A 14,088-nucleotide genomic window follows, 5' to 3' on the forward strand; every position below is an offset into this window, starting at 1 on the left:
GTGATCTACTAATAGCAGTTTATGAAGTATTGGTTTGAGTTTATCATTCCAATCTTATCGCGACAAAAATAAGGTAAAAAAATGAGCATTGCACAATTAAATAGCGAGCATGGAATCGTTGGTCAGGTTGAGTTCATTGAGGGACAAGGTGGTTTTCCATTTATTCGCGTCCATAATGCCAAGGCCAATGCACTGATTTCAGTCTACGCAGGTCAGGTGCTTTCTTTTCGGCCTGCTGGTAAAACAGATGATCTGATGTTTCTCAGCCAAAAGGCTTATTATCAAGCAGGAAAAGCAATTAAAGGGGGCGTACCGATTTGCTGGCCGTGGTTTGGTCCTGATCCAGAAGGAAAAGGCCGCCCGGCGCATGGTTTTGTGCGTAACCGCATGTGGGACGTGATTGAAACGAGCGTGACTGCTAATGGCGATACTAAAGTGGTATTAGGATTGACGAATACACCAGAGACGCAGGCAATCTGGCCACATGCCTTTATTCTGCGACTAGAAATTACAGTTGGAGAAACACTTAATCTAGCGCTAGTTACACGTAACACTGGAGATCAGGCATTCTCCATTACGCAGGCCTTCCACACCTATTTCAGCGTGGGCGATATTCATCAAACCCGTGTTTCAGGGCTGGAGGGCAGGGAATACATCGACAAGGTCGATGGGGGGCAGCAAAAAATGCAATCAGGCGCGGTAACCATCAGCTCGGAAGTGGATCGCATTTACCTGGATGTCTTAGATGATGTTGTCATTCACGATCCAGCTCTGAAACGCCGGATTCGCATCACTTCTCAAGGTAGTCAAACAGCTGTGGCATGGAATCCCTGGGCCAAAATCTCGGCAGAGATGGGTGATTTGCAGGATGATGATTATCTGCGAATGTTATGCGTTGAAACAACCAATGCTGCAACGGATATCATCACGATACAACCGGGCAGTGAATTTAGACTGGTTGCTAATTATCGTGTTGAGAGTTTGTAAAAACAAAATTTCGATAAAACTGGGTTTTTGATAAAACACCGTTTTATCAGTAATTCTCTGCTACATGTCTTGATAGGGGCGTAGCGCGTGATTCGCGTTTCCCCTATCTTCTTGTTATTCCATTTCCAAATCAAAGATGACACGAAGGCAAGTCGCAGACAGTATCAATAATACGGCAAGGTGAAGCTGACAAAGTTAGGTTTGATTTAGAAACGGAATTAGATCTTCTTTCATTGTTCGGATAAGCTGTATTAATCAAAATTTAAGAGAGTCAGAATGCAAATCAGACCAAAAATTATCATTTCAACGCTCGATGCGGAGAGATTGGAGAGTCTTGTTGATTCATTATCCAGCAATGCTTTTCCAGGTAAGGATGAATTGAGGCTGAACTGATTATTGTGTTGAGAGTCTGTAAAAACGAGATTTCGATAAAACTAGGCTTTTAATAAAACGCCGTTTTATCAGTAATTCTCTGCTGCATGTTTTGATAGGGGCATAGCGCGTGATTCGCGTTTCCCCTATCTTCTTGTTAGATCTTCTTTCATTGTTCGGATAAGCTGTATTAATCAAAATTTAAGAGAGTAAAAATGCAAATCAGACCAAAAATTATCATTTCAACGCTCGATGCGGAGAGATTGGAGAGTCTTGTTGATTCATTACCCAGCAATGCTTTTCCAGGTAAGGATGAATTAGAGGCTGAACTGATGCGAGCGGAAGTAATTGATCCTATGGATGTTCCACCTAGTGTGGTGACCATGAATTCTACGGTAAGATTTATAGTTGAATCTACGTCTGAAGAATTTGAATTAACATTGGTTTATCCTAAAGACATTGACGCCAGCGGAAGCAAGATTTCAGTTCTTGCACCTGTCGGCAGTGCGCTGCTGGGTCTTTCTCAAGGAGATGAAATCGAATGGCCAAAGCCAGGCGGTGGAGTATTACGCGTTCGCATCGTGGAAGTCACTTACCAACCTGAACGTTCTGGTGAATACCACCGCTAGAGAATCCCTGGCGATAGCGCCCCCAATCAAAATAAGGGCCTGGGTCGGTTTTACGCGTGGGGGCAATATCGGCATGCCCTGCGATATCGGTAATAGGGTAGGCCTTGAGTAAAGCTGCAGTGAGCGCAATGAGCTGGTCGTACTGGATGGGTTCAAAGGGCAGGGTATCGCTTCCTTCCAGTTCAATTCCGATGGAGAAGTCATTACAGCGATCCCTGCCTCGCCAGCACGAAACACCGGCATGCCAGGCGCGTAGTGTGCACGGGACAAGCTGGATGATTTTCCCGTCGCGGCGAATGAAAAAGTGACTGGAAACTCTAAGATCGCGCAGTGATTCAAAATAAGGATGTGCTTTGGGATCAAGCTGGTTAGTAAATAACTCAATCACATTGTTTCCGCCAAATTCATCAGGCGGCAGACTGATGTTGTGTATTACCAGTAAACTGATGGCACATCCAGGGGGACGCTCATCATAGTTGGGTGAAGGAATGAAACGCACCTTCTCAAGATAGCCGGCAGTATTGATCTCCATATATTCTTTTATTCTGAACAGGAAATTTAACTCATTGAATAGATATAATAGTGCAAAGTTGATTCAGGTGGATTTTATTTATGAACATTTAGATAAGCAGGCTACCCATGCAGCGTGGAAAATTCATTACTTTAGAAGGCCTTGATGGTGCAGGTAAAAGCACTCATTTGACCTGGCTGGAAAATTTTTTAGAAGACAAGGGAATCGATGTTGTAACAACACGTGAGCCGGGTGGCACTTTGTTGGGCGAGCAATTGCGTGCCTTGCTGCTCGATCCTTCTCAGTACATGCATATGGAAACGGAAGCATTGCTGATGTTTGCAGCACGGCGAGAACATCTGGATAAAATCATCCTACCGTCGCTCCATAGGGGGGAGTGGGTCGTTTCGGATCGCTTCACTGATGCGAGTTTTGCTTATCAGGGCGGTGGCAGAGGGGTTGCATTCGATAAATTACAAATACTGGAACAATGGGTACAAGGCATATTCCAGCCCGACCTGACATTATATTTCGATGTGCCGATAGAAATGGCTAGACAGCGTGTGCAATCGGTCAAAATAACCGATCGTTTCGAGAGCGAGCACGATCAATTTTTTCACCGAGTGCGCGAAGCTTATCTCCAGCGGGTACAGCAATTTCCAGAAAGAATCCGCTTGATTGATGCCGGCCAGCCGCTGCATGAGGTGACAATCGCTCTGGAAGGTATCGTCCAGGAAACATTGTTTAATTAAATTAACCTATAAGAAATGGCTGAATTTTATCCCTGGCAATATACCGTCTGGCAGCAAGTCAGAGGCACAGTTGTCTTGAAAACACATGCCTTGCTACTGAAAGGTAGAAAGGGAATAGGCAAGTTAGATTTCGCACGAAGCCTTGCCAAATCATTATTGTGTAAACAGATAACGGCGGAACGGGTTGCGTGCGGGATGTGTGCAAGCTGTAAATGGTTCGAGCAGGGAGCACATCCGAATTTTTATTTAATGACACCAGAAGCACTTATCGAATCGTCTGGCGGAGCTGGCTCCGAGAGCAGTGCTACGGATAAGCAGGATGCAGATAATACCAAATCAGGGAAGAAACCCAGTCAACATATCACTATCGAGCAAGTGCGGGCGCTAAACGATTTCGTCTATTTTTCCGGTCACCAGGATGGACTCAAGGTGATTCTGATTCATCCGGCAGAAGCCATGAATGGAGCAGCGGCCAATGCCTTATTGAAGAAACTTGAAGAGCCTCCGTCCAATGTCCTTTTCATCCTGGTGACACATCGCTCGCAAGATCTGCTGCCAACGATTCGTAGTCGTTGCCAGCAAATTACCCTGCCCATACCTGATGCGGCTACTGCGCGCAACTGGCTGGTACAGCAGGGGGTAGAGCATGCCGATACCTGTCTGGCTCTGGCAGGTGCTTCACCTTTGCAGGCCGTAGCGTTCAATCATGATGATTATTTTAGTCAGCATGCTGATTTTATTCGGAAAATCAGCTTGCCAGCCAGCTTTGATCCTATTTCTCTAGCCAACAGACTGCATAAACTGGATTTACCGGAGATCGTCAGCTGGTTGCAAAAGTGGTGTTATGATCTAATGAGTTTTTATACGACAGGAAAAATTCGCTACCATGTGCAACAAGAAACAGCTATAAGAAAATTGGTCGCAACTGCAGATCCCAAGCTACTTGCCAGTTTCTGGCGCAATTTGATCACGAACCAGCAATTATCGCGTCATCCTCTCAACGCTAAATTGTTTCTGGAAGAAATGCTGCTTTCCTACATCAGGGTAATGGTGCCGGAGCGATACGCAGATTAATCTATCACATCTATCATCGGGAGCAGCACGAATGCTTCTCTTCTTGAATCGACGGGCATGGTACAGTGCCGTATGAACAGAACACACAGCAATCACCTGGCTTTGGCTTGAGTAATTCATTACAAGCCTTGCAGTCATAGAACCACTGGCATGCATTCGTTGGCATTGTCTCCATTTCTTTATGGCCACAAAGTGGGCACGTGACCACAGATTCCAAAATGACAGCAGGATTTAGGCGCATTTTTGTCACCCTCATTCGTAAAGCCAATTATTTCTGGTAGAAATCAGAATCTAGAGGGTTTATTGATTTTCTGGAGATTCTTCTGACAGTCTACCGCCCAACGTCTCTAAGGCAACATTGGCCAGATCTTTCCATTCCTTTCTATCCCAATACTTGGTGTAACGCCTAAATTGACGCTGTGTTGAAAGGAGTGGGAATGCATCAGGACCAAGCAGACCCCGTATCTCATTGCAATAACGGGTAATATCCTCTTTCGCTTGTTGATAATCGAAATCTGGCCCACCATAGGCTACACCGAGCAAAGCGAGTTCGGCCAGCGTTCCTAATGTGTATCCCCGATTTTCTCCGTTGGCCTTATTCAATTCCCACTCGACAATTTGGCGAGCTGTGATCCACCATTGACCATAATTTTTCGATAAGGATTTAAAAGCTGCTTTATTGATTAATGCTGGTATCGCTGTAATAGAAAGATATTGAGTCATAACCCAATGATTATGGGGCTCGATCTCCAAGGCTTCGCGATAAAATACTTGAGAAGCTTCATAGGCTTTCTTGCTTTCCTTTATCCACTTCGGAACCTTGCTGGGATCAGCAGCGTGGTTACTCGCAAGTAATGAATAGGCGATCCCGATACGTTTCTCACTGGCTGCACTCATACCAAGACGTTCGGCTTTCACCTCGAAAGAAGTCATGGCTTCAGGCTCTTCACGCCATACTTTGAGTTCGTTACGAATTGACTTGCATAAGGAAGCGATTTCTTCTCCATACTCAGCGGAATTGAACGTTTGCTGGATTTGTTGAAAGTCAGCATTACCACCCACCAATTCATCGATACGATCGAATTTGACCTCTAGTCGTTTTCTGATTTGTTTGTCACGGAAGGTATTTACCTGATCCTCGAAGTTTAATGGTACAGTGGCGTAAGCCACGATACTAGCCCAATCATGAGTACCAGCTGCATCGGTGCGTAAGCGCTGACGTAGTTCATAGATGACCCAGCGTGGATCGTTGCCGTCAAGTAGTCGTTGATAAAGGACTTCGGCAGCAATCGCCGAGGCCCTCATCCATAGCGGGAACTGCGATGCGATAACCCAAGGAATACCCGCAGCATGCAGTTCATGCGCGATACTGCCACCGGGAGTAAGCATTGATTCAATATTGCCTGAATCACAGGTTGCGAGCGTGACTAGTGTTGGGCAGAATTTCGTATTTCCCGAAGAATCACGGGCTGTCAGCGCAATGGCAAGCCTTTCGCCATCAATGATGTCTTTGCTTTGATCAAGATCGTTGCATAACGCTACCCCATAGCGTTTATCACCAGAGCTTTCCAACGGTGCACCATGTGCCAGAATATGTACATGAGTATACTCAGTCTCGGCACATGCTTCGCGGATCTGCTTTAAGGTAGCATTGGGCAGGACAGTCAAAATCTTTTTAACATCCTCAATGCGTTCTTTGGTCATCCCTGGGCTTCTGATTTTTACCCAAGGCTCGATGGCTGAACGGAGTGCTTGTAAATGGGATTGAGCGGGAACATAAAGTCCATCTGGTTCTGCAAAAGCAAAGAGGATGCGCGGTGGCCGATTCCAATTAACAGGGAGAGGGCGCCCGCGACGAATTTCCCGTGTGATTGAGATCGGTGCGCGTGTTTGTAGGAATAACGGGGAGCCAGAGCCTGGAAAGCCGTCCACGCCAACAGCAAGCTCGAATGGAATCAGCCCAAGCTCAAACGCAGATAAGGAAAGGCGCAGATGAACCAGTTTCCCGACTTCCACTGCTGCATTACCCAATTCTGAAAGCAGCGCGGGAATCTGGCCGAGCACTCTCCCAATCGCCTCACCCAAATCACGAACTTCAGCCTGGCGCTGCTCATCTTTTGCAGGATCCTTATCGGATTCATAACGTAGCCTGCGCAAACGCATTAGCAATTGTCGGTGCTCAAATGGCATTTGCACTGTCACTGGCCCTTCTTCGCCGCATAACGCAATATAAGGCGTAAGCGGAGAGAGTAATTGATTGTGCGATGGTCCTGGTCTGAGCAATTCAAGTTTTACTTTTTGGATTACCTTGCTGGACACAGTGCTCATGTCACTACCCCGGAAATTTTCTTATTTCAACAGGTGCACCTGAACCATCACCCACAACATGGGTCAACCTCCCAACTGCTTTGCCACCTTCTTCTTTGATCGATACAGTGCTGGTCTGGTCCATCACGAATGGCTGATTACCAAATTTTGCCTGATCGATAGTTTCCATTTTTCCATTGATGAGTACATCGTATACTGGTTTGAAGGAAGTCGTGTCTTTCAGCATAGCTTCGGTAAACTGCAATAAACGGATCCAGGTACCACTATTGAAATAATAGCGTCCGCCCCCCATGTCGATTGCGCGTTCAAGATGTGTGTGACCCGTAATAATAAAGTCGACGGGTGATCCGATGGCAGCTGTCACTTGCTTATAAGTATCATCCTGATCGGAGATATCGAATGTTTTGTCGTCTGTCAGCCAGTCTTTAAGCGCACGTCGCAGCGCTTCATCTTTGCCGACACCCCTCATCCAGCCGGTTAAACTGTCCAGGATGAGTTGTGGTGTGCCTAAGGTATTGTCGGCGGTTGCTATCTTCGCATCCGTGCGGTTAAAGTTCTCTTCCGCAGCTAGCAACATTTCATCAGCGCTACGGCTGCCAGCTGCTGTAGCGCCTAATATTCCAGCTTTAAGGTTGGGTCCCAATAAACGATCGGTGGTGAATGGTATGGCAACATCCTGGCTAGGCTGTTGAAAGCCTTCAGCGGATAGGCGTTGGTCAACTTGTTTTTGTCCTTGCATCTTTTCGCCAACGATCGATAGCAGTTTGCCAATTTTACTTACTTGTGATGGATCAAGTACCAATAAGGTACCGATGGCTGCTGAAGTTTCGGGCTTAAGCAGATCGATCCAGGCAAACCTGCGCTTTACTTCATTCATGACTTCCTTGACCATGCGCGTACCGGCATTGGGGTACCATTCGTTGGGGTCAAGCGAACGGCCAACATTCAAGCGTCGCCCCACTTTTGCCAGGTCTTCGTAACGATTGTAATTCCAGGCATCGACTTCATTACCGTGAGTACAATAGATGCGTGCATTTCCTACCATGCAGGTGTAGCCTGCGCCAGTTGTGGAAAATTCAATACGTGCACGTGCTGTTAGATCGCTTCCTGCCAGATGCGTAATAATCAAACGTTGTACAACAGGAAAAGATAATTCGATATCGTGATTGCCAATGATGATGACCAGGGTGCGTCCTTCCAGCTTGACAAAATCAGCCAAAGCTTTCCATATGTCGCAAAACGATGGGTCTTTCATGATCCGCTGTACGGTGGCCACTGCTTCATCAACGGCAACATAGCCGTAAATGTCTTCAGCCAGCGTATCGATGACATCACCATTCAATATCAATGCCATACGTCCACCAGGCCGTTGCTGTCCAACCCAGCTGATATAGTTGGCAAGGCGCTTGGTTTCGCGCAAAATTTGAAAATCCACTTTGTTGCCGCCCATGTGGATGTCTGAAATGACATGGATTTCATCGTATTCGGGAAAATCACTCATATCGTTACCTCATTGAATTAAGATAATCACAGACCCACCTTTGACAACCTATCTCAGGTCTCTTTAGAAAGAAATTATTCCTGCTCACCTTTTTATTCAGAAAATTAATCTTTTGTTTCTACCTGGACTAATGGCTCAGATTCAATCGTTTTTAAGGTTGTTGGCTTACGTCGTGGTCTCCTGGGAGGGTTCGTCTCTTCCACTGTTTCAGAAACTTTATCGGGAGCAGTCTCAATCAGGATTAAGCCACTTTGGGACAAATCCGGTAATTTGGAAACAGCACGTGGTTCAGCTGATTGAGGTGGACTGGGTTGGGAGGCAGGCGGTTCATGTTCTACCGGAGCCGAAATGCGCTCGAATGATAAGTCAAACTGCGGAATGGGAACAGGTAATGCTGTGGTTAGCAAATCAGGAGAACGATCTACTGGCTCAGATTTCTCGCTGATTTCGCTAATTTCAGAGCGGGCACTTTCTGCCTTAAAAGTAATAAGTTTCCGTGTTGCTGCTTGCTCATCGAAGTGGCTTTCAGGCTGAGCCTGCTCTAAGGAAGGTGTTTCCTCAGCTTCAGCTACTCTATGAGCACGTGATCGCTCGGAGCGATCACGCTGCCGCCCTCCGCGTCGGCGGCGTGAACGTCCACGCTCTTCAATTTGCTCAGGTAATGTCTCAACGGGTGTCTCAACTGGCGCGATCCCTTCCTCAGTCGGTAATTCTGCCTCAGAAGGTATTTTTTCTGCATGTGGTGGACGAGCTTGTTTTCTTCGCGCAAACTGACTGTCACGACTTTTCTGTACAGCTCCTCCATGGGGCTCAGGAACTATCTGCTCCTCTAGCAGAGCTCCCGCTGACTCTTGGGGTAGTTCCTGCAGAGGTTCATGTAGGTCGTGACGTCTGTGTTGTTCATGAACAAGTATTTCTTTGCTGCGGCCACCGCGACCACGTTCCCGACGTCCCCGACCTCGCTCGTGACGCTGCAATCTTTCCTTATGACTGGGTAGAGTGGATTCTGCAGACGCACCTTCATGGCTGGTTGGTCTGAACCAGCCAAAGAATTTATCCAGAAATGAAGCTTGTTCGCGAGGTTTTTCTTCACGCGCTGGAGCAGGTTGTGCAGGTGTAATTCCTTTTACTGCAGCCTGGGGACGTGTTGGCTTGACTTCCTGGGCTGTCGACGGAAGGATAATTTCTTCCGCAACTTTCTCTACCATCTCATAACTGGCTTGTATTTCAGTTGATTTAATATCTTCCTGGCGCAGTCGAGTAATCTTATAACTTGGCGTTTCCAGATAGATATTCGGAATGAGGATAATATTTACTTTTAAGCGTGCTTCGATACTATGGATATCAGAACGTTTTTCGTTTAACAGGAAAGTAGCAACATCTACAGGAAGTTGCACATGCAGGGCACTCGTATGCTCTTTCATGGCTTCTTCCTGGATGATTCTGAGAATATGCAGAGCAGATGAATCGGTGCCGCGTATATGTCCCGTTCCATGGCAACGGGGACAGGTGATATAGTTGCTTTCTCCAAGAGAGGGGCGTAGGCGCTGGCGCGATAGTTCCAACAATCCAAAACGTGAGATTTTCCCAACCTGGACGCGTGCACGATCATGGCGGAGCGCTTCATGCAGACGTGATTCTACTTCCCGTTGATTGCGGGTGATTTCCATATCAATGAAATCGATGACAACCAATCCACCGAGATCACGTAGACGGAGTTGTCGAGCAACTTCGTCTGCAGCTTCCAGATTGGTATTAAGCGCAGTACTTTCGATGTCAGTACCTCGAATGGCTCGTGCTGAATTGACATCGATGGATACGAGCGCTTCTGTGTGATCAATGACGATAGCTCCGCCCGAAGGCAGAGATACCTGCCGGGAGTAGGCCGTTTCTATTTGGTGTTCAATTTGGAAGCGAGAGAATAAGGGTACATCATCCTGATACAGCTTGAGACGGTCGACATTATCAGGCATGACGTGGGCCATAAATTGGCACGCTTGCTCATAAATCTCAGGGTTATCGATCAGAATTTCACCAATTTCATGATGGAAATAATCGCGAATGGCGCGAATGACGAGGCTACTTTCCTGATAAATCAAAAAGATACCGCTTTGATTCTTAGCTGCTTCTTCAATCGCGTGCCAAAGTTGTGTCAGATAATTTAGATCCCACTGTAATTCTTCTTCATTGCGGCCAATGCCTGCAGTACGTGCAATAATGCTCATCCCGGGTGAGATCTGCAGGTGCGAGATGACATCACGTAGTTCAGTTCGTTCTTCCGCGCCGATGCGACGGGAAATACCTCCACTATGCGGGTTATTGGGCATTAACACGAGATAACGCCCTGCCAGGGAAATGTAGGTAGTTAATGCAGCACCTTTAGTACCGCGCTCATCCTTATCAACTTGAACGATCAGCTCCTGACCTTCTCGGAGTAAGCTTGGAATACGATGACTCGGTAAATCAGGACTCTCACCGAAGCAGGTGGGGGAAATTTCTTTATAGGGCAAGAAACCATGGCGATCTCCACCATAATCAACAAAGGCGGCTTCTAATCCTGGTTCTAAGCGGGTAATAACTCCTTTATAAATATTGCCTTTACGTTGCTCTTTACCAATTGTCTCAATATCGAGATCGATCAGTTTTTGTCCATCTACAATCGCGACACGCAGCTCTTCTGGCTGTGTCGCATTGAATAACATGCGTTTCATTTTATACCTCCCGCGCTCAATTCACGGGCAGATTGCTGCATATCAGGCAGCATAGCTTCCTATCGTTTACGCATAATAGAATTTATTGTTCAGATAATTGGGTCATAGTATTAGGAAAGGACTGTATGAAGTGGTTATAGTGGTACATCGCAGTATCGCGGAGCTTGACCCCTTTAGTGTCTCCGGACGATAAGTAACTTCGCCAAAATTTGCTTGGCTTGTTTTATGGGGGCTCATGCTCTGGGTGCTTCCAACATTGTTTCTCTTATTCAGACCTTCTTTAATTTTCCTATCCTTGAAGATTGGCCAATTTCTAGCGTGTATCTTGGTTCCTGCAAACTGTGGAAACAGGATTGAAATCAAGTTATACAAGGTTTCGACAAAGTCTATCCCGTCGGCGGGTACTACGAAACCGGAAACTAAAATTCATATGTGCTTTGAGCGCGCAAATCAATTACTATCGCTACTTTAGGTGGTGAGCGACATTAACCAAATCAGTGCTGACTTTCTTCAACACTTCAAAAACTATCGAGTGAGTTAATAATTACCCGGTGTAGTCATGCTCATCATGTAATCGGTACATGATATGTGTAGTATATGGGTATATATGTGAATTCAAAATGAAGAGTATAGGTAAAATTAATACGTTAAACAAAAATATTATGCCAGATATGGTCATTGTAGAAAATATCAATGAAGAAGCCGATGGGCAACGTATTGATAATTTTTTCTTCAAGCGTTTTAAAAAGGTGCCCAAGAGTCACATTTATCAACTCCTGCGTAGCGGTCAGGTGCGCGTCAACAGTAAGCGTATCAATGCTGATTACCGCTTGCAGCAGAATGATAAGGTGCGTATTCCGCCAATCAGAACGCCCCAAAGTAGCTCTTTGCAAAATATCAAAAAAATAGTGAAGCCTTCTCTTGCCGCTTTTGAAGTGCTGTTTGAAGATGAATGGTTATTGGCGATCAATAAACCATCAGGTATAGCAGTACATGGTGGAAGTGGAATTAGCCATGGTGTGATTGAGCAATTACGTGCACGTTATCCAGACTGGAAATTTCTGGAACTGGTACATCGCCTGGATCGGGAAACCTCTGGGGTCTTACTGCTTGCCAAGAAACGCAACGCATTGGTCGAGGTACATCGGCAAATTCGAGAAGGAATCGTAGAGAAACGTTATTGGGTTCTTGTTAGGGGTAGATGGCGCAACGCTAAGCAGAGTGTGAAATTAGCGCTTAATAAATTTGTTACCGCTGATGGGGAGCGACGTGTGACGGTTGTTTCAGGAAGAAATGAGGAAAAAAAAGAACTGCCAGCCCATACTGTCTTTACTTTGAAAAAAAATTGGCAAAATTTTAGTTTGTTGGAAGCAGAATTAAAAACCGGCCGTACTCATCAAATCCGGGTCCATTTGGCGCATCTAGGTTTCCCGATTGCAGGGGATGATAAATACGGTGACTTTGAGTTAAATAAACAGCTGATGAAAGGAGAGCAGAGACTTAGCCTAAAACGTATGTTTCTGCATGCGGGTAGTTTGAAGATGACGCATCCAGCAACAGGCGAACACATCTGCCTGGAGGCGCCATTACCCAATGATCTGGAAGTTTTCCTGCAAAGATTGGATGAGGAGAATGCAAGTTGAGAGGTTGTGAAAACGAACGAAGTGAGTTTCGCTAAAACGAGCTTGCGAGTTTCGCTAAAACTCACTCTGTTCATTTTCTTGTAGCTGTATTCCATCCGTCCCACGCTTGGGGCGCTAGCTACAATTCCTTCACTACCCCCGAAAGCTATATAGTCGTTCCGCGCTTTTGTCCTCAAATTAGTTATTAAATGCTGGTTCTAATTGCATTTTTCTCTGTACGGCAGAGTAGTTTGATTCCAGCATCGGATATAATACTTCCCAAACATTTTCAGTAATCAATTTTTGCGCAGCTACGTCAGGATGAATTCCATCCGCCTGAAAAAACTCGCGCTTATCACCAAACCCGGCCAGCAAAAATGGGATTAGCTTTAATTGATAGCGTTCAGCGAGTTGGGGATAAATATTGCGGAACTTTTGGGTGTAGGCTATGCCATAATTGGGCGGTAGTTGCATACCAGCTAGTAGAGGCGTGGCATTATTTCGCTGACAAGCTTGAATGATGGCTTCTAGATTATCATGGATGGATTGAATGGATGCGCCGCGTAGGCCATCATTGCCACCTAATCCGATGATGACGATGTCCGGCTGATGCGTTTTGAGTGCTTGTTCAATACGGTTGCGTCCTCCCAGCGTTGTTTCACCGCTGATACTGACGTTGATTACCTGATAATGAGGAGAGAGCACTTGCATTCGCTGTTTGAGCAGATTCACCCATCCAGCTTCTGCTGGCAAGCCATAACTGGTTGATAAGCTATCTCCAAAAATCATGACAGTTATGCCATTAACTGGGCTGGCTGCTGCGTAAGAAGCAATATTGAATAGAAAGAAGAGAATGATCAAAAAATTTTTCATGATGAATAATCGTGCTAAGCAAGTGGCACATCCCATCGTGCGAGCAAATGCCCTCACTAAACAAGTTGATACCGGCAATAATCAATTAACGATTTTGCAGAATATTTCTCTGGAAGTAAATGCAGGCGAATCGATCGCTATAGTAGGTGCTTCCGGTTCGGGAAAATCTACCTTACTTGGACTGTTGGCAGGATTGGATGTTCCAACCAGCGGCCATGTTTATCTGGATGGCGAGGATATTTTCCTGCTGGATGAGGATGAACGGGCGGCTCTACGGAGTAGGCTGCTTGGTTTTATTTTTCAGTCATTTCAACTACTGCCTGCGTTGACAGCAGTTGAGAATGTAATGCTGCCATTGGAGCTTGCAGGCGTAAATAATATCAGGCATGCAGCACAGGAATTACTCGAGCGTGTCGGGTTGGGGATGCGGCTTAGACATTATCCTAGGCAACTTTCTGGCGGTGAGCAGCAACGTGTTGCGATTGCCCGCGCTTTTGTAACTCAGCCAAAAATGTTATTTGCCGATGAGCCAACCGGTAATCTCGATTCTGCTACAGGTGCTCAAATTATTGAACTCATGTTTGAGTTGAATCGTGAACGTGGGACGACACTGGTGCTCGTGACTCATGATGAAGCATTATCCAGTCGTTGTTCCAGGCGAATCCGAATGGCTAGTGGCAGGATAGTTAGCTAAAAGGTTGCGCCAATCTTCCTTAAGAGCGGAATGA

At 46.0% G+C, this 14,088-nt stretch carries 13 protein-coding genes; 7 read left to right on the forward strand and 6 right to left on the reverse strand.

Annotation, left to right across the window (positions count from 1 at the left end):
* Nucleotides 1-81: 81 nt before the first annotated feature.
* The 3 genes from R2Q26_RS06350 to rnk all read left to right on the forward strand — a co-directional run bounded on the left by R2Q26_RS06350 (nt 82) and on the right by rnk (nt 1,988).
* Complete coding sequence (locus R2Q26_RS06350; protein ID WP_317535511.1) at nt 82-987, forward strand: D-hexose-6-phosphate mutarotase; 906 nt, start codon at nt 82-84, stop codon at nt 985-987.
* Between the two features lie 276 nt (nt 988-1,263).
* Nucleotides 1,264-1,380 carry a hypothetical protein gene (locus R2Q26_RS06355; RefSeq protein WP_090572238.1) on the forward strand — a complete coding sequence of 39 codons (117 nt, stop codon included), beginning with the start codon at nt 1,264-1,266 and terminating at the stop codon, nt 1,378-1,380.
* Nucleotides 1,381-1,574: 194 nt separating this feature from the next.
* Nucleotides 1,575-1,988: a nucleoside diphosphate kinase regulator gene (gene rnk / locus R2Q26_RS06360; protein WP_090572237.1), complete on the forward strand. Its 414-nt coding sequence runs from the start codon at nt 1,575-1,577 to the stop codon at nt 1,986-1,988.
* Here the strand turns inward: rnk and ampD are convergent.
* A complete protein-coding gene (gene ampD / locus R2Q26_RS06365) occupies nt 1,948-2,520 on the reverse strand; it encodes a 1,6-anhydro-N-acetylmuramyl-L-alanine amidase AmpD (RefSeq protein WP_317535512.1) in 573 nt (190 codons plus the stop codon). The genes rnk and ampD overlap by 41 nt on opposite strands.
* Before the next feature lie 107 nt (nt 2,521-2,627).
* Between ampD and tmk the strand changes: the two genes are divergently transcribed.
* Together tmk and holB are read left to right on the forward strand one after the other, a co-directional pair.
* The gene (tmk, locus tag R2Q26_RS06370) at nt 2,628-3,251 is read left to right on the forward strand and encodes a dTMP kinase (protein ID WP_317535513.1); all 624 of its coding nucleotides are present in this window, start codon (nt 2,628-2,630) and stop codon (nt 3,249-3,251) included.
* Between the two features lie 15 nt (nt 3,252-3,266).
* Nucleotides 3,267-4,325, forward strand: a complete 1,059-nt coding sequence (gene holB, locus R2Q26_RS06375) for a DNA polymerase III subunit delta' (protein ID WP_317535514.1) — start codon at nt 3,267-3,269, stop codon at nt 4,323-4,325.
* 13 nt (nt 4,326-4,338) lie between these two features.
* Here the strand turns inward: holB and R2Q26_RS06380 are convergent, their stop codons facing one another.
* From R2Q26_RS06380 to R2Q26_RS06395, 4 genes are all read right to left on the reverse strand, one after another.
* A complete protein-coding gene (locus R2Q26_RS06380; RefSeq protein ID WP_317535515.1) occupies nt 4,339-4,566 on the reverse strand; it encodes a GDCCVxC domain-containing (seleno)protein in 228 nt (75 codons plus the stop codon).
* A 59-nt stretch (nt 4,567-4,625) separates the two neighbouring features.
* A complete protein-coding gene (locus R2Q26_RS06385; protein WP_317535516.1) occupies nt 4,626-6,653 on the reverse strand; it encodes a CHAT domain-containing protein in 2,028 nt (675 codons plus the stop codon).
* Nucleotides 6,654-6,657: 4 nt separating this feature from the next.
* Nucleotides 6,658-8,154 (reverse strand): metallophosphoesterase, encoded by a 1,497-nt coding sequence (locus R2Q26_RS06390; RefSeq protein WP_317535517.1) that lies wholly within the window; start codon nt 8,152-8,154, stop codon nt 6,658-6,660.
* 104 nt (nt 8,155-8,258) lie between these two features.
* Nucleotides 8,259-10,865 (reverse strand): Rne/Rng family ribonuclease, encoded by a 2,607-nt coding sequence (locus R2Q26_RS06395; RefSeq protein WP_317535518.1) that lies wholly within the window; start codon nt 10,863-10,865, stop codon nt 8,259-8,261.
* A gap of 620 nt (nt 10,866-11,485) precedes the next feature.
* Between R2Q26_RS06395 and R2Q26_RS06400 the strand changes: the two genes are divergently transcribed.
* Complete coding sequence (locus R2Q26_RS06400) at nt 11,486-12,508, forward strand: RluA family pseudouridine synthase (RefSeq protein WP_090571840.1); 1,023 nt, start codon at nt 11,486-11,488, stop codon at nt 12,506-12,508.
* 177 nt (nt 12,509-12,685) lie between these two features.
* Here the strand turns inward: R2Q26_RS06400 and R2Q26_RS06405 are convergent, their stop codons facing one another.
* Complete coding sequence (locus tag R2Q26_RS06405; protein WP_317535519.1) at nt 12,686-13,360, reverse strand: arylesterase; 675 nt, start codon at nt 13,358-13,360, stop codon at nt 12,686-12,688.
* On the opposite strand from R2Q26_RS06405, the gene R2Q26_RS06410 reads away from it, so the two are divergent.
* Nucleotides 13,359-14,054 (forward strand): ABC transporter ATP-binding protein, encoded by a 696-nt coding sequence (locus R2Q26_RS06410; protein ID WP_317535520.1) that lies wholly within the window; start codon nt 13,359-13,361, stop codon nt 14,052-14,054. The two genes, R2Q26_RS06405 and R2Q26_RS06410, sit on opposite strands and share 2 nt — an antisense overlap.
* The last annotated feature ends 34 nt before the right edge of the window (nt 14,055-14,088 follow it).

Source organism: Nitrosomonas sp. Is37, assembly GCF_033063275.1.
In the GTDB taxonomy this organism is placed as follows: Bacteria; Pseudomonadota; Gammaproteobacteria; order Burkholderiales; family Nitrosomonadaceae; genus Nitrosomonas.